Genomic DNA, 15,153 nt, shown 5'->3' on the forward strand with positions numbered 1-15,153 from the left:
CACCGCCAGCCGCGGAAACCACCCCGACCCCAGCACCAGCCACGGAGACCACTCCACCGGCGGCGGCGGAAACCATCCCATCGCCAGCACCAGCCACGGAGACCACCTCACCGCCAGCCGCGGAAACCACCCCGACCCCAGCGCCAGTAGCGGAGACCACCCCAACCTCAGCGCCAGAGACCACCTCACCGCCAGCGGCGGAAACCATCCCATCGCCAGCCGCGGAAACCACCCCACCGGCGGCGGAAACCACTCCACCGTTGACGGCACCCTCGGCAGCGACCACATCCTCGGCGGTGACCCGATGACCATCCGCCTGGAGTGCGCCGACCTCACCGGCGGCAGAGGCAGCACCACCGCATTCCGGAACGTCGATCTCGCGGTCGAGGCCGGGTCGGTGCTGGCCCTGCTCGGTCCGAACGGCGCCGGCAAGACCACGCTGCTGCTGACCCTGTCCGGGCTGCTGCCCGCTCAGGGGGGAACCGTCAGCGTCGACGGCGCGCGGCTGCGCAGCGGCCGACCCACCGCGGCGAACGCGGCCGGCGTGGTACTCGTCCCCGACAACCGCTGCCTGTTCACCACCCTTTCCGTCGAGGAGAACATCCGGGTGGCGGCCAGGCGCAACAGCCCCAAGCCGAAAGAGCTTCTCGAGTCCTTCCCAGCTCTCGAGAAGCGGTGGACCCTGCCGGCAGGGGCGCTCTCCGGCGGCGAGCAGCAGATGCTGGTCATGGCTCGAGCCCTGATCCAGCAGCCCCGGGTGCTGCTGATCGACGAGCTCAGCATGGGCCTGGCACCCCTGATCGTCGAGGGTCTGTTCGCCACCGTCAGTCGCATCGCCACCGATCACAAGTGCGCGGTGGTCCTGGTCGAACAGCACGTCAACCTCGCCCTCGAGGTAGCCGACGCCGCGGCCGTCCTCAACCGCGGCAACATCGTCCTGCGCGGGCCGGCGAAGGAGCTGGCCGCCGCCCCCGAGCTTCTGGAGAACGCCTACCTCGGCATTCACGACGCGGAAGTCGATCAGAGCTCTGCCGTTGCTACCAGCTGACGGGCTCTGAGCTGTCAGGTTGGACGGGTCCTCCGGGTGCCGAAAGTCGGCCCGGGCGTCCTGTCTGGAGCGATGCGCCCGGTGCGGTGCGGGTGGTCCACCCGCACCGCACCGGGCGCCCCTGCACTACCTCCTCGGCCTGAAGATCGACCCTCGCACCAGGCACATCCCCCTCCCGGTTCAGCCGTCCCCGGCTGATCGACCGTTCCCGCCATGGCGCCGCGCCGGCCGGTCATTCCGCCTCCAGATCGGTCGCGCTGAGCGGCCGGCCGGGCAACAGGTCTCCTGAATGGGCACGCAGGCCGTCGAGGATGACCGCCTGCGCGCGTTCAAGGGCGACGTCCGCCGTGTCGTCGGGTGTCCTCCGGACACCGCGCAGCAGCAACGAGAAGAGATGGATGAGGTCGCCGGTGCCCACATCGGCACGCAGCGACCCCTCGTTCTGTGCCCTGCGGACGAGGCCGTCGATCACTGCGACGAGTTCGCGGCGGATCCGCCGGATCTCAGGGTCGGCCTGGATCGCCGCCACGATCGCCGGCGAGAAGAGAGTGGGCAGGCGCAGCACGAGCCGGGTCTCGTCGGACGCGCTCATGCTCCGTACCAGCGCGTCCCACGCCTGTTCCTCCTCCGCCGCGGCCTGGCGTGCCCTGACCAGCGTGGCGGCCAGGTTGTCCCGCACGACCGCCATGATCAGCGCATCCCGGTCCGGGAAGTGCCGGTAGAGCGTGCCGACGCCGACACCGGCACGGCGGGCGATCTCCTCCATGGGCACGTACGGGCCGTCCTCGACGAACGCGAGTGCGGCTGTTGCCAGGATCTTGCGGCGGTTACGGCGCGCATCCGCACGTAACCGCTCCGGCGATCCCGCTGTCACGCCTCAGGACCTCCCTGCCCGGCAACCCGCCGCCGAGTGATGACGGCCACCAAACGGAAGGATACCCTCCGCTTGCGCACGGCGTAAGCGGAAGAAAGTCTTCCCGGCCCCGGGGCAGGCGGCAGGCCTGCTGAGCGATGATGTTGCGCTGGATCTCGCTGGTGCCCGCACCCGGCCGCCGGCGCCCTGTGGGCTTGGAGACGGCTACGACGGCACTGGCAGCTCGTCGTGAGAGCCGAGCTCGGTGACGCCGTCGGTGGTGACGAGGACGACCCGGTCCGCGCCACGGATCGTCGACGTCCGGTGGGCGACGATGAGCACGGCCCGGCCGGCCGTTGCCGCGGCCACCGCGGCCTCCACGAGCTTCTCCGTTCCGGGGTCCAGCCCGGAGGTGGCCTCGTCGAGCACGACGACGTCCGCGTCGAGCAGGCACACGCGGGCGAGCGCGACGAGCTGCCGCTCGCCCGCCGACAGCAGCGCCCCGCCCTCGCCGACCTGGGTGGCGAGGCCGTCGGGCAGGCTGTCGAGCCAGCCGCCGGCGCCGACCGACGCCAGCGCACCGGCCAGCTCCTCGCGGGTGGCGCCGGGCCGCACCGCCAGCAGGTTGTGCGCCAGCGTGCCGTTGGTCAGCTGTCCGTCCTGGGCGACCATCACGACCCGCGACCGCAGCGCCCGCCGGGTCACGTCCCGCAGGTCCACGCCGGCGTAGCCGACCCGGCCGGCGGTGGGGTCGAACAGCCGTGCCATCAGCTTGGCGAGCGTTGACTTGCCGGCGCCGGTCGGCCCGACCAGTGCCACCCGCTCGCCGGGCCTGATCGTCAGGCGCACCCCGCGCAGGACCTCAGGCTGACCGTCGGCATACCGGAAACCGACGTCCTCGGCGTGGAGCGGACCGACGTCCGGCAGCTCCCGGGTGCCCTCCAGGAGGTCCACCGGCTCGTCGAGCAGGCCGTAGATCTTACGCAGCGCCGCGGCCGCCGATTCGAGCACCGTGACCAGGAAGCTCAGCGACTGCACCGGCTCGAAGGCGAGCAGCAGGTAGAGCACGAAGGCGCTGAGGGTGCCCACGGTCACCGCGTCCCGTGCGGCGAGGGCGCCTCCGGCGGCCAGTACCGCCGCGATGCTCCCGACGGTCGCGAACTCCATGGCGGTGAGGTAGACCGACTGGATCCGCACCGCCGTGACGTTGGCGTCGAGCTGCCGGCCGCTGCGCCCCAGCAACGACGCGGTCGCCGCGGGCTCCTGGCGGAACGCCCGGACCACCCGAAGCCCGGCGAGCCGCTCGGTCAGCTCGGTCACGGTGTCCGCGACGCGGTCACGCACCCGGGCGAACGCCGAGCGGGAGGCGCGGCGGAACCACACCGTCGCCGCGACCAGCGCCGCCGCCGGCAGCAGGCAGACCAGCGCGAGCTGCCACGACAACGCGACCAGCACGGTGACCAGGAAGGCGAGGGTGAGCACCGCCTGCGCGAACGGCACGACTCCGAGCTGGACGGCGTCCTGCAGCGCGTCGACGTCCGCGGTCATCCGGGACACCAGGGTCCCCGCCGGGGTGCGGTCGAAGTAGCGCACCGACATTGACATGACGTGGTCGACGGTGCGGCTGCGCAGCTCGCGCACGAACCACTCGCCGATCCGCCCCACCAGCTCGACCTGCAGCCGGGCGAGCACCAGGCCAGCCACGGCCAGGCCCAGGTAGAGCATGCCGGCGCGAGTGATCACGCCGGTGTCGGGCCGGTCCCCGACCAGACCTTCGTCGATGGCGTAACGCAGGATCCAGGGCCCGGCCAACGCCGTCGCCGTGGTCGTGACAAGCAGCAGCGCCGCCAGCGCGACCGCCGGCCAGCGCGGCCGCAGCAGCGTCAGCGTCCGCGCCAGCAGGCTGCCGCGGCCCGGCGGCGACGGCCTGCCTGGCGGCGGGCCGCCGGCGGGGGTGGTCCCGGTCCGGGTCGCGCCGGTCGGGGTCGCGCCGGTCGGAGTCACACCGGTCGGGGACGTCATGACAGCGCCAGGGCGCCACGGCCCGCCGGCGCCCCAGGGCCAGGGTCGGGACCAGGGCCGGGGTCGGCGTCGGGATCGTCCAGGTCGCCGGAGTGGGCGACCAGCACCCGCCGATAGCGTGGCGAGCTCTCGAGCAGGTCCTCATGGGTGCCGGTGGCAGCGACCCGGCCGCCTTCGAGCAGCACGACCCGGTCGGCGAGGCCGATGACGGCGGGCCGGTGCGCGACAAGGATCGTCGTCCGTCCCCTGACCACGGTCGCCAGCGAGGCGACGATCTCGGCCTCCTTCGCCGGGTCCACCGCGCTGGTCGGCGAGTCCAGCAGCAGCACCGGTGGGTCCGCGAGCAGGGTGCGGGCCAGCGCCAGCCGCTGTCGCTGGCCGCCGGACAGGCCGAGGCCACGCTCGCCGACCAGCGCGTCGTAGCCGCCCGGCCGGCCCGCCACCACGTCCTGCGCCCCGGCGAGCCGGACCGCCGCCCGGAGCTGTTCGTCATCGGCCTCCGGCGCGCCGAACCGGAGATTGTCGCGGACCGTCCCGCTGAACAGGAACGCGTCCTCGAACCCGACGCCCAGCTGGGCGCGCAGGTCGGCGAGCGACCAGGCCCGGACGTCGCGGCCGCCGACGCAGACCCGGCCGGCGCCGACGTCGTAGAAGCGGGGCACCAGCGCGCCGAGGGTGGACTTGCCGCTGCCGGTCGCACCGACCACGGCGACGCACTCGCCGGCCGGCACCACCAGGTCAAGCTCCCGGAGCACCTGACGACCCCGCGCGTAGCCGAACGTCACCCCCTCGAACCGCACCTCAAGCCCGCCGCCGGGCCCGGCGGTCGCCGAGACAGGCGCCGTTGCCGGGGCGGTCCTCCGGGCTGCCGCCCGGGCCGTGCCCGTCGTGCCCGTCGTGGCGGTTCGGGCCGCGGTGCCGGCTGTGCCTCCGGCCGTGGTCTCGGCTCCGGGGTCGGCCGTGCTTCCGGCCCTGGTTCCGGCCGCGGCGCCGGCCGCGGTCGGCGCCGCGGCCGGCGCCGCGGCCGGTTCCTGCTCCTCGTCGAGGATCGCGGCGACCAGCCCGGCCGACACCACCGCGCGCTTCAGCTGGGACGCGGTCATGCCGGCGATCCGCAGCGGGCCGACGATCAACAGCCCGAAGTAGCTGAACTGGACCAGCTCGCCGACCGTCAAAGCCCCGTCGGCGACCCGCAGCCCGCCGATCCACAGCACACCGACCAGGCCGAACGCCGGAAGCAGTTCGGCCAGCGGCAGATAGGTCGCGCGGACCGAGTTCAGCCGCAGCGCCGCCCGCTGCACCTGACCGGCCTGGTCGCGGACGCGGCGCCGCTCGTCGTCCTCGGTACCGAGGCCCTTGGTGGTGCGCACCCGGCGATCGACTCCTCCACGGTGCTGGCCAGCACGCCGAGCTCGGACTGCAGGTCCAACGCCCGTGGCCCCAGCCGCCGGGTCAACCGGACGGCGACCGCGAACACCGCCACGGCCGGTGCCATCGCGACCACCGTCAGCACCGGGTCGATCCGGGCCAGCAGGATCGCCGTCCCGACCAGCATCACCAGGTTGGAGACCATGATCGGGATGTTGATCACGGGCTGCTGGGCCTGTTGCAGGTCGGTCGTGGCCCGGGCGACCAGGACGCCGCTGGGGTGCCGGTCGTGGAACGCCGCCGGCAGCCGCACCACCCGCGCCAGCAGCCGGTCCCGCAGGTCCGCCTCCACCACGTAGGCGAGGCACTGCCCGTAGTAACGACGTAGCCCGGCGAACCCGGCGCCGACCACCGCCAGCCCGGCGAAGAGCACGACCCCGAGCCACAGCTGGCCGGAGTCGTCGCCGAGCACCCCGGCGTCGACCGTGTGCGCGACGAGCAGCAGCGCGGCGAGCTTCGTCGCCGTCCAGAGCAGGCCGGCGCCGATCCCGGCGGCCATCAGCCGCCGGTGGCGCCCCACCGCCGCCGTCACCAGGGCCAGTCCCGGTCCGCCCCTCACCGGGAGTGCCGCGGTGGGGCCGGCCGCCGCGGCCGGCAGGCGGGAGACGGAGGGCGGGACGGGTACCGGGACGAGCCCGGGGGAAGGACCGGCCAGCCGCCGTACCGTCTCCGCTCGGCTGGCGCGTGCCGCGTCACGCCGGGACGGCGACCGGCGTGCCCCGCCCGGCGTCACGGGCCGCCACTCCGGCCCGCAGCGCCGGTACCAGCCCTCCTCCCCACAGCCGGACGTCGTCGAGCGGATCGAAGCCACGGATCAGGAACCGGTCGATGCCGAGGTCGTAGTACTTCAACAGTGCCTCGGCCACCTGCTCGGGCGTACCGACGTGCCCGGACGAGTTCCCGCCCGGACCGGTCAGCGCGGTGATGGCGAACCACAGCCGCTCGTCGTGAACCTCAGTCCGGGAGGCCGCGTCCTGCATGCGGTCGGAGGCGATGCTCTTCTGCTCGCCGAAGTACTTCGCGGCGAGCAGGCCGTTGCCGGCACCGATCCGCCGGGCGGTCTCCGCCCGGATCGCCTCGGCGCGCTCCCACGCCGCCTCCTCGGTGTCGGCGACGATCGGTCGGGTCGACAGGCTGAACCGCAGCGTCCGGCCGTGCTTGGCGGCCTCCGCCCGCAGCAGGGCGATCCGCTCGGCGGTCTGCTCGAGCGGCTCACCGAACAGCATGTAGACGTCGGCGTGCGCGGAGCCGGCGGCGACCGCGCCCGCCGACTGGCCGCCGAAGAACAGCGGGACGCCGCCGGGGCTCGTCGGCCGGACCGAGCTGAAGGCGCCTTCGAACCGGTAGAACGGCCCCTCGTGGTCGAACGGCACCTCCGAGGTCAGGGCGCGCCGCAGCACGCTCATGAACTCGGCGGTCCGCTCATAGCGGGTGTCGTGGTCGGCGAAGTCGCCGTCACGGCGCTGGTCGGTGTCACTGCCACCGGTGATGTGGTGGATCGCGACCCGGCCGCGGCCACCGGTCAGCGCGTCCAGCGTGGCGAGCTTGCGGGCGACCAGGGTGGGCGCCACGAAGCCGGGCCGGTGCGCGATCAGCACGCCGAGCCGTTGCGTCGAGTACAGCACGTGCGAGGCGATCGCCCAGCCGTCCGGACCGGTGGCACCGTAGCCGATCAGGACGCGGTCGAACCCGGCCTCGTCATGCGCCTGGGCGAAGCGGGTCAGGTAGTCGGTGTCGACCACCGGCCCGTCGAAGGTCCCCCGGGTCTCGGACATGTCCTTGGTGCCGACCATGCCGATGATCTCGATGGTCATCGCGCGGCACCGCCCACAGCCGCGTCGGCGGCCTGCGGCGAGCGGTCGCCGGCACGGGGCGCCGCGGCCAGCGCCGCCGGCACCGGTGCGACGTCGTCGCGCCGGGCCGCCTCGCCGCGGTCGCACCGGGCGATCTCCTCGCGCACCAGCGGGATCAGGTGCCGGCCGTAGTCGATCGCGTCGTCATAGGGGTCGTAGCCCCGGATCAACAACGTCGTGACGCCGATGTCGACGTAGTCGAGCAACGCCGCCGCCACCGTCTCCGGTGTGCCGACCAGCGCCGTGGAGTTCCCGCCGCCGCCGATCGCCGCCGCGAGCGGCGTCCACAGCGCACGGTCGTGCAGCTCGCCCTTGGCCGCGGCGGCCAGCAACCGCTGCGAGCCGACGTTCTGCGGCGCGTCGCGGTTGCCACTGAAGCCGCGGAACTCCTTGAAGTACTCGGCGGCCTTGCTCACGTTCTCCCTGGTCGACGCCAGGATCCGGTGCGCCCGTTCCCAGGCCAGCTCCTCGGTGGCACCGAGGATCGGACGGAACGACACGCTGATGCGCGGCGGGGTGGTCCGGCCGGCCGCGGCCGCGGCGGCGTTGACGGAGGCGATCTGCTGGGCGGTCTCGGCCAGCGGCTCGCCCCACAGCGCGAAGACATCGGCGTGCTTGCCGCCCACCCGGTAGGCCGCCGCGGACGACCCGCCGAAGTAGATCGGCAGGTGCGGCTTCTGCACCGGCGGCACCGCGGACAGGTGGTCCTCAAGCTGGTAGTACCGGCCGTGGTGGGAGAAGGGCTCGGTGGCGGTCCACGTCCTGCGGACCACCTCCAGGTACTCGTCCGTGCGGTCGTACCGCTCGTCCTTGTCGAGATAGTCGCCGTCACGCCGCTGCTCGGCGTCGCTGCCGCCGGTGATGATGTGAATCGCCACCCGGCCGGCAGAGAAGTTGTCGAGGGAGGCGAAGTAGCGCGCGGCGACGGTGGGGAACACCACTCCGGGCCGGTGCGCGACCAGGTATCCGAGGCGCTCGGTGTGCGCCGCCGCGTAGGCCGCGACCTGGAGGTTGTCGACCGATCCGCTGCTGTACCCGATGAGCACGCGGTCGAAGCCGGCGTCCTCGTGGGCGACGGCGAACCGCCGGGTGAAGTCGCGGTCCACGAGGGGACCGCCGGTGAACCCGCTCGCCTCGGAACCGGGGCGGGTGGCTATCAGGCCAATGAACTCGACCGGCATGGTGGTACCTCTTTCCCGGGCACGGAACCTGTCGGCAGCGCTCGGACGAAGGGGGGACAGGGGGAGAGCATGCGGGCGGGGCGCCGGCCATCCAGCGCCTGTAAGCCGATCGGGAAAGTGAACATTGCGGCACGAGGCGCCCGGAGCGGATCCGACGCGTGCCGCCGGGCACTCGTGCGCGAGTGCCCGGGGTGGCCCACCGAGCGGCCGGCGTCACCCGCCGGCCGACGGCTCCGATGCGTCGGCTAGACCGCCGGCCGCCTGACGTGACAGAGCGCGCTCGCCGTCCGTCGCAGATCGACGTGGCGCCGCTGCGCCGCACGCAGGCCCGAGGTCATGTCCGCAGACTGACGGAATTGAGCGAGCGTGTCAACAGGGGATAAACCCGTGACTACGTCGCCACATAACGCCAGGGTGACGCCCACGCCCGCGTGTTACCGTCGTACCCGTCATCCCATCAAGGCATGAGTCGTGCGTCTCATCCTGCATCCCCTGTTCCTCAGGAGGTGTGTCCCAGTGGGCCAGGCCGACGCGATGAACGCGTTCGACCGCGGCGCGGGCAGCCTGTGTCTCGACTTCGTCGCGACCCTGCGCGACACCTCGGACCAGTCGGTCGAGATGCTCTCGACGCCCGGCGACCTCGCCGCCTGGTTCGAGCTGACCGGTCTGCCTGTCGCCGCCGGCGGGCTCACCGTGCAGGACCTGCACTCCGCGCAGGCCCTCCGGGCCGCCGTCGACGCCGCGGCCCGGGCGCTGATCGCCGGCCGGCAGCCGGACGCGGACGACATCCGGCTCATCAACATCACCGGCCGTCACCCGACTCCGGTCTTCTTCCTGAGCGCGACAGGGCGAGCGAAGATCGCCTCCGCGGAACCGGACACCGCGGCCACCTTCTCCGTGATCGCACGCGACACGATCAATCTGCTGTCCGGCGCCGATCTCGGACGTGTCCGTGCCTGCTCGGGGTGCGCCGCGCTGTTCTTCGACCGCTCCCCGTCCGGCCAACGACGCTGGTGCTCGATGCGTCGCTGCGGCGAGAAGGCCGCCTCGGCCAACTACCGGCGCAGGCTGGCCGCCCGCGCCTGAACGCTCCCAGAGTCGGTGGAGGTCGCATGTCCGCAAAGCCGCCCGACCCGGCGCCCGACGGCTTCCACGGGAGGCTGCACCGGGTCACGCCCGTCGGCCTCTCCCCGCGCACCGCCCAGACCGAGGGCATGCGCAGGGTCGCGGCGCTCTCCGGCGCCACCGTCGGATCCGTCGATCTCTGGATGGGGCAGACGCACGTCGCCGCGGCCACCGCGTCGGCCAACCATCATCACGGCCGCTCCGAGACCGGCATCTACGTGGTGAAGGGCAACCCCGCTTTCGTGTTCCTGGACAACGACGAGGAGATTCGGATCGACACCAGCCCCGGTGACTACATCTACGTGCCGCCGTGGGTGCCGCACCGCGAGGAGAACCCCGACCCCGACGAGGAGGCCATCGTCGTGATCGCCCGCACCACGCAGGAGGCCATCGTGGTCAACCTCCCGAGTCTGCACCGGGTCGGACCTGCCGCGGCCGACCCGGCGTCGTCGACCCGCCGGGACTGGCACACCTACTGACAGGCGGTCAGCCGGCGGGCACCGGGTCCGGGGCGAGCGGACGGCTCGACAGCTCGCGCCGCAGGACCGGGCGATCTCACTGAAGAAGAGCTCGAGGGTGTCGCGGTAGTCCCGCCGGGCCAGCCAGCCCTGGGTCACCTCCTCGGCGAAGCGGGGTCAGATCACCCGGAAGTTGTGGGTGCCATCCCTGTCGAGCTGCGCGACCAGGCCGTATTCCCACTCGAGATAGGCCTCCATCGCCGAGCGGCTGTTGTCGGTGCCCTCGTACGGACGCCGGTAGCGGTCGAGGGGTGTCTCGGCGTAACGCGCGGGCTCCGTCTCGACTGATCTCCCGCTGGCCAGCCATCCCGCCGTCCCATCCTCAAGGGCGTACGCCGAGACCGCGGCGAGCCGGCCGAGGTCGGCTGTCGCGAACCGCGCGAGCAGGCCGTCGCCGGAGGTGAGGACGAGCCGGTCCGCGCGCGGCAGGTGCCGCAGCGCGACGGCCAGGCGGGAGCGGCTCGCGTGCCACGCGCCGGGTATGTGCCCGGCGGCGTAGGCACGGCTGGCTCCCACGTCGACGACCACCGTCACCCGGGAAGGCTCGCTCAGCCATCGCGCCAGCTCGCCGGGCGCGACGGCCGGCACGCCCGGTGGCACCGGCGCCGGGGAGACCGGCCGGCCCCGCTCGGTGTGGTCGTCGGCGGCCACATCAGTCACCACCCAGGTGTCCCAGCCCATCTGGGCCAGCCAGGAACCGGTCATCGCCGCGCGGACGCCGTCGTCGTCGGCCAGCACGATCCGGGCTCCGCGCACCGGCGCGTAGTGGTCGGTCTCCTGAACCAGCTGTCCGCCCGGCGCGTGACGGAAGCCCGGCAGATGCCCTGCCTCGTACTCGGCCGCTGAGCGCACGTCGAGGAAATAGACCGTCCGGCCGGGCGGGGGCGGTCCCACCAGGTCGGCGGTCGCGGCGAAGCGGACACCGGCCCGGGCGGCGGCGGCCCGGGCACCGGCCCGGGCGACCTCACGGTGGGCCGGTTCGACCTGGACCGGCGCGGCCGCGGTGGCCGAGCGGTCCAGAACCTGGCCGGCGAGCACCCACCCGATCGTGCCGTTGCGCAACGCCGCCACCGGATTCGGCAGCCCGGAGTTGATGAGCGACTGGGCGCCGATGATGCTACGGGTGCGCCCGGCGCAGTTGACCACCACCTGGGTCGCCGGGTCGGCGGCCAGCTCACGGATCCGCAGGACCAGCTCCCCGCCGGGCACGCTGGTCGCCGTCGGAATGCTCATCGTGTGGAACTCGTCGGGGCGGCGGGCGTCGACGACCACCACGTCCTTCCCCGCGTCGAGCAGGGCCCGCAGCTCGGGAGCGGAGACCGACGGCGTGCCCCGGACCGAGGCGACCAGTTCCCCGAACGCCTTGCTCGGGGTGTTGACGTCGATGAACATCTCGCCGCCCGAGGCGGCCCACCCGTCCAGGCCGCCCAGCAGCCGGCGCACCTGGGTGTATCCGAGCTCGACCAGGATCTCGTGGGCCCGTTCCGCCGTCGCGGTGGCGTCGCCGTAGACGGCCACGAGAGTGTCGCGCCGGGGGATGCGCCCCCAGGCATCCAACTCAAGGCGTGACAGCGGGATGTTCGCTGCCCACAGCGGATGTCCCTGCGCGAACAGCGCCTCCTCGCGCACGTCGACGAGCGCGATCTCCTGGCCCCGCCGCAGCAGGTCGCGCACGTGTTCCGACGAGATCTCCAGGGGTGTCATCGTGGTCCTTCCGGGTTCGACGGTCGGCTCATGACCGTGCTCCGGTCGCGCCTGGCAAGGGCGCGGCCGAAGCCTGGTCACGCGGGCGGGAACGTCAGGAGGAGCCGATCGTGACACCCCCGGCCCTCTATTCGACCCCACGGATTAAAGGTCAGTAATGCGGGGCGAAATCGGGAGGTGGTGCGCTCCATTCGCCAGGGTGTTCGGTGACGAAGGTGGCGCCGTCGATGTGGCCAACTGATCCGGACCCGTCGCCGTTCGGGGCGATGTAACCCGCGCCGTTGAACTGGACGGTCCCCGGGTCAGTGCCGTTCGCGCCGGCATCGCCGCCGTGGTCAGGATCCGCGGTGGCACCGAACCCGCTCCCCGCCGGAAGGTAGCCGCCTTCAGCCCCCGCGGTCCAACCACCGGGGACACCAGCGACAAGGTCGGTCGAGTCGAGATGACCCGCGACCCAGGAACCGTCGGACTGCTGGGTGACATAGTCAGCACCGTCGAACAGGACGACCCCCAGATCGGAGCCACCGGCGTCGAGTGGTGCGCCAGGCGGTACGTAGCCGTCACCGTCGCCGGATGGGCCGGCGATCGTGCCTGTGACGCCGGCCGGAGGCTCGACCTGCTCCGCCGTGGCGGGCTCGTTCGGACCCCCGGTCGGATAGGGCGCGCCGGCGTCGTCCCCACCCTGGATGGGTGGCACATCGGCCTGGGCCGGACCATCCACGGGGTTGGTATCGCCCGGCTGCTGATCGGAGGATTCGTGCCTGCCCGCCGAATCATCCCTGCCGTCGGCCGAGGCTGCCGCCTGCTGGTCCGTCTTCTGGCTCCTGCCAGCAGGGATGTGCGGATGACCGCCGGAGTCTGGCCGCGGCGCCGGGACGCCCCATCCGCCGCATCCCGCGGGTTGATCGGAACACCCGCGTCAGGGCCCGCCGGACTCGGCGACGGTGCGACGGGCGGAATGGGCGGGACGGGTGAGATTCCGCGGAAGCTGCCGATCTCGCTCGTCTGCTGGGGCTGCCATCCGGTTGCGGTGCTCGCCGGCGTACCGCCTCCTCCTGCCTGCGGGCGGGTCTGGGGCCCGGCTTCCCGGCCCGGCGATCGTTGCTGCTGCGCCCTGGAGGATCCGGCAGCGTCTCGCCCGGCGCCCCCGGCCTGGCCGGTAGGTGCCCTGCCGGACTGATTGCCGCGCTGATCGCCGGCAGCGGGCCTGTTCGAGGCGGGCGCCCGACCAAGACCGGGGACCCGCCACCGAGGGCCGCCGACGCCGGACCGGGGCAACCCTCCTCTGCCGGAACCACTTCCCCTGCCACCCATCTTCCGCACTCCTTACCAACGAATAGATCCGGCCACTCAGCGAAATCCGAAATCCGTATTATTTCGAAGATTTTCGCGGTCAGGTCCACGGCCCTCGGAAGCGCGCTCGCTCGACGATGACCCGGGATTCCAGGCGTCTGCCCAGCAGGAGCACATCGGCCGGCTTGCCGATGGCAGTCAGGTCGATCTTCCGCACCGACGCCGCACCGGACTCGTTGTAACTGATACTCATCGATGCCGTGTTCGCCAGATAGTTGGTCATCGTCCGACGGTAGATGGGCGGCTCGGTGATCTGGTAGTACCAGATGAACTGAACCGATCGCCGAAGGAATCCGTCGCGCACGTCCAGGCCGTACTCGTACAGGACCGCTCCGTTGAGGTGCCGGCAGGCGGCAATCACCGCCGCCGCACCGAGAAAGTAGAGGAAGATCGCGGTCCAGGACAATGTGTAGTACCGGAGGAACAACGACCCTCCGCTGTAGTCCAGAAGCGGGCCGACGGAGAATCCCGATCCCGTCACCCTTAGGTGTGGTGTGTGCACGACCTTTGCCTGGGTCGTCCCGATCACTGCCACCACCGCGACGGCGAGCAGCGCCGCCGCTGTCCGGGCGAACCACGAGCACAGCAGGATCGAGACGGCGAAGATCGCGTAGCTGAGCGCGACGCGGTGCGAGACGGCGAGATCGGTCAGGACCGGAGCGGAAACATGACTGTCCCGCTGACTGAAGGCGGCGAACAGGATGCTCAGGAGCACCAGGGTCAGGGTGCCCGCGCCCAGCAGGACGGCGATCGCCCGCGGGACGAGGTTGCGGGCCTGCAGGCGCACGAGACCGACCTGGATGCCGCGGTCAACGACGCCTTGGGCATCGATCCGGGTGCGAAGCGGGGTCGGCCCCTCCCCGGGGGCCGGGCCAGCCGCCGGGGCGCCGTACCGCCCCGAGGCGTTCGAGTGGCCACGCTCGGCCGCCAGGAGGCTGTTCCCGCAGTCCCGCAGTCGAGCTGCGGTATCCCGGTAGTTGCCGGCTACCAGGACCGCTCGGTAGGCGTCGATGGCGCCGGTCAGGTCGGCCGTGGCCTGCAGGGCGCGGCCCAGCTGGTAAGCCGCCTCGTAATGCCTCGGATCCCGCGCCAGAACGGCGCGGAACTGCGCGGTCGCCTCCCTCGTCCGACCAAGGTCGGCCAGGCAGATCGCACGGGCGTACTGGGCCGCGACGTTTTCGGGCTCGTCGGCCAGAAGCTGGTCGAGCAGTTCCAGTGCCTCATCGGGCTGCCCTCGCCGATGGGCCTGGCTCGCGCGGTCGAACAGGGCTCTCCCCGCTGCCGGCGGACTCCCGTCCTCGGGCACCGTCCCGGCCGTTGTGGTTGCCGTTCGCTGGTTCATCACACCCTCCCCCGTATCGGCGGTCGACGGCCATGGTGGCCGCCGTTGGTTGTCGGCTGGCTGCGAAGCGGTGGTCAACCTCGGTTCGAGCCTCACAACCGGTTTGCCACCGCATTGCAACCGGCAGTTGCCATCGTCCGGATGTGACGGCGACGCAGCCTCCGGGCGGCGCCGCGGCGCAATGGTGAGTACGTGGCGACCTGATGGCGGTGCGGACGCGGTGAGCACGTGATGCAGGACGCGTCGAGGGGGATGCGACTGGCCGGAGTGCTCGCCATACTCAGCGGATCAACAATGTTGATATACGGAGTTCTCGGCCTGGTGAGCATTGCGAGGGAAAGCGCCGCCGTGGATGTCGATCCCGGTGTCTACGAGGCTCGGTCCGGAAGAAGCGTCATCATCGCGGCCGGCGGCGCCCACCTTGTTCTCGTCGGGGGCCATCTCTACCGCTCGGCGTCTCGCCGGGAGCGGCTGAGTGGTCACGGCCAGGCGCTACTGGCCGCGGGTTGCCTTCTCGTGGCCTGCGGGATGGCCATTCTGATCGTCTGGACGTCGACGGTGGGGTTCGCGGCGGGGTTTGGCATTCAGGGGGCAGGAGCGGTGGCCGCGGGATTCGGGGTGCGCAGCGTGCGGCCGGACCGACCGGGAGCAGGTCGGTAGGCGGGCGGTAGGCCGGCGGGAAGCCGGGCGGGCCGGCGGGCCGGGTGCGGGAACGGGGCGGAAGGT

13 protein-coding genes and 1 pseudogene are annotated in these 15,153 nt (G+C 72.3%); 4 read left to right on the top strand and 10 right to left on the bottom strand.

Annotated elements, in window-relative coordinates; translation table 11 throughout:
* Positions 1-304 precede the first annotated feature (304 nt).
* Positions 305-1,048: an ABC transporter ATP-binding protein gene (locus FMEAI12_RS22325; RefSeq protein ID WP_112107717.1), complete on the top strand. Its 744-nt coding sequence runs from the start codon at positions 305-307 to the stop codon at positions 1,046-1,048.
* Between the two features lie 232 nt (positions 1,049-1,280).
* On the opposite strand, the gene FMEAI12_RS22330 is transcribed toward FMEAI12_RS22325, so the two are convergent.
* The 7 genes and pseudogenes from FMEAI12_RS22330 to FMEAI12_RS40110 form a co-directional block, all read right to left on the bottom strand.
* Positions 1,281-1,922: a TetR/AcrR family transcriptional regulator gene (locus tag FMEAI12_RS22330; RefSeq protein WP_112107718.1), complete on the bottom strand. Its 642-nt coding sequence runs from the start codon at positions 1,920-1,922 to the stop codon at positions 1,281-1,283.
* Between the two features lie 204 nt (positions 1,923-2,126).
* On the bottom strand, positions 2,127-3,923 hold the full coding sequence (locus tag FMEAI12_RS22335) for an ABC transporter ATP-binding protein (protein ID WP_235014316.1): 1,797 nt from the start codon (positions 3,921-3,923) through the stop codon (positions 2,127-2,129).
* Positions 3,920-5,026 carry an ABC transporter ATP-binding protein gene (locus FMEAI12_RS22340; protein ID WP_235014320.1) on the bottom strand — a complete coding sequence of 369 codons (1,107 nt, stop codon included), beginning with the start codon at positions 5,024-5,026 and terminating at the stop codon, positions 3,920-3,922. The genes FMEAI12_RS22335 and FMEAI12_RS22340 overlap by 4 nt, the downstream gene beginning before the upstream one ends.
* 75 nt (positions 5,027-5,101) lie before the next feature.
* Positions 5,102-5,850 (bottom strand): annotated as a pseudogene (locus FMEAI12_RS22345) (ABC transporter transmembrane domain-containing protein); the annotation flags it as partial.
* 193 nt (positions 5,851-6,043) lie between these two features.
* Positions 6,044-7,165, bottom strand: a complete 1,122-nt coding sequence (locus tag FMEAI12_RS22350) for an LLM class flavin-dependent oxidoreductase (protein WP_112107719.1) — start codon at positions 7,163-7,165, stop codon at positions 6,044-6,046.
* A complete protein-coding gene (locus FMEAI12_RS22355; RefSeq protein WP_112107720.1) occupies positions 7,162-8,385 on the bottom strand; it encodes an LLM class flavin-dependent oxidoreductase in 1,224 nt (407 codons plus the stop codon). The genes FMEAI12_RS22350 and FMEAI12_RS22355 overlap by 4 nt, the downstream gene beginning before the upstream one ends.
* Positions 8,386-8,630: 245 nt before the next feature.
* Positions 8,631-8,723: a putative leader peptide gene (locus tag FMEAI12_RS40110; protein ID WP_368672099.1), complete on the bottom strand. Its 93-nt coding sequence runs from the start codon at positions 8,721-8,723 to the stop codon at positions 8,631-8,633.
* Positions 8,724-8,901: 178 nt separating this feature from the next.
* Between FMEAI12_RS40110 and FMEAI12_RS22360 the strand changes: the two genes are divergently transcribed.
* Together FMEAI12_RS22360 and FMEAI12_RS22365 are read left to right on the top strand one after the other, a co-directional pair.
* A complete protein-coding gene (locus tag FMEAI12_RS22360) occupies positions 8,902-9,471 on the top strand; it encodes an ABATE domain-containing protein (protein WP_112107721.1) in 570 nt (189 codons plus the stop codon).
* A gap of 26 nt (positions 9,472-9,497) precedes the next feature.
* The gene (locus FMEAI12_RS22365) at positions 9,498-9,989 is read left to right on the top strand and encodes a cupin domain-containing protein (RefSeq protein WP_112107722.1); all 492 of its coding nucleotides are present in this window, start codon (positions 9,498-9,500) and stop codon (positions 9,987-9,989) included.
* Positions 9,990-10,145: 156 nt separating this feature from the next.
* On the opposite strand, the gene FMEAI12_RS22370 is transcribed toward FMEAI12_RS22365, so the two are convergent.
* From FMEAI12_RS22370 to FMEAI12_RS22380, 3 genes are all read right to left on the bottom strand, one after another.
* Positions 10,146-11,732, bottom strand: a complete 1,587-nt coding sequence (locus tag FMEAI12_RS22370; protein ID WP_112107723.1) for a rhodanese-like domain-containing protein — start codon at positions 11,730-11,732, stop codon at positions 10,146-10,148.
* Positions 11,733-11,883: 151 nt separating this feature from the next.
* Entirely contained in the window at positions 11,884-12,453 is a 570-nt protein-coding gene (locus FMEAI12_RS22375; protein ID WP_112107724.1) for a hypothetical protein, read from the bottom strand.
* A 672-nt stretch (positions 12,454-13,125) separates the two neighbouring features.
* Complete coding sequence (locus tag FMEAI12_RS22380) at positions 13,126-14,427, bottom strand: tetratricopeptide repeat protein (RefSeq protein ID WP_112107725.1); 1,302 nt, start codon at positions 14,425-14,427, stop codon at positions 13,126-13,128.
* A 252-nt stretch (positions 14,428-14,679) separates the two neighbouring features.
* Between FMEAI12_RS22380 and FMEAI12_RS22385 the strand changes: the two genes are divergently transcribed.
* On the top strand, positions 14,680-15,087 hold the full coding sequence (locus FMEAI12_RS22385) for a hypothetical protein (protein ID WP_160144313.1): 408 nt from the start codon (positions 14,680-14,682) through the stop codon (positions 15,085-15,087).
* Positions 15,088-15,153: the final 66 nt, after the last annotated feature.

Origin of the sequence: Parafrankia sp. Ea1.12 (assembly GCF_900465275.1) — a bacterium.
GTDB lineage: Bacteria > Actinomycetota > Actinomycetes > Frankiales > Frankiaceae > Parafrankia > Parafrankia soli.

Excerpts from the sequence above, each read along its gene's own strand:
- FMEAI12_RS22325 (WP_112107717.1), top strand. The coding sequence starts at position 305 with ATGACCATCCGCCTGGAGTGCGCCGACCTCACCGGCGGCAGAGGCAGC.
- FMEAI12_RS22335 (WP_235014316.1), bottom strand. The coding sequence starts at position 3,923 with ATGACGTCCCCGACCGGTGTGACTCCGACCGGCGCGACCCCGACCGGC.
- FMEAI12_RS22340 (WP_235014320.1), bottom strand. The coding sequence starts at position 5,026 with ATGACCGCGTCCCAGCTGAAGCGCGCGGTGGTGTCGGCCGGGCTGGTC.
- FMEAI12_RS22350 (WP_112107719.1), bottom strand. The coding sequence starts at position 7,165 with ATGACCATCGAGATCATCGGCATGGTCGGCACCAAGGACATGTCCGAG.
- FMEAI12_RS22355 (WP_112107720.1), bottom strand. The coding sequence starts at position 8,385 with ATGCCGGTCGAGTTCATTGGCCTGATAGCCACCCGCCCCGGTTCCGAG.
- FMEAI12_RS40110 (WP_368672099.1), bottom strand. The coding sequence starts at position 8,723 with ATGACCTCGGGCCTGCGTGCGGCGCAGCGGCGCCACGTCGATCTGCGA.
- FMEAI12_RS22365 (WP_112107722.1), top strand. The coding sequence starts at position 9,498 with ATGTCCGCAAAGCCGCCCGACCCGGCGCCCGACGGCTTCCACGGGAGG.
- FMEAI12_RS22370 (WP_112107723.1), bottom strand. The coding sequence starts at position 11,732 with ATGACACCCCTGGAGATCTCGTCGGAACACGTGCGCGACCTGCTGCGG.
- FMEAI12_RS22380 (WP_112107725.1), bottom strand. The coding sequence starts at position 14,427 with ATGAACCAGCGAACGGCAACCACAACGGCCGGGACGGTGCCCGAGGAC.
- FMEAI12_RS22385 (WP_160144313.1), top strand. The coding sequence starts at position 14,680 with ATGCGACTGGCCGGAGTGCTCGCCATACTCAGCGGATCAACAATGTTG.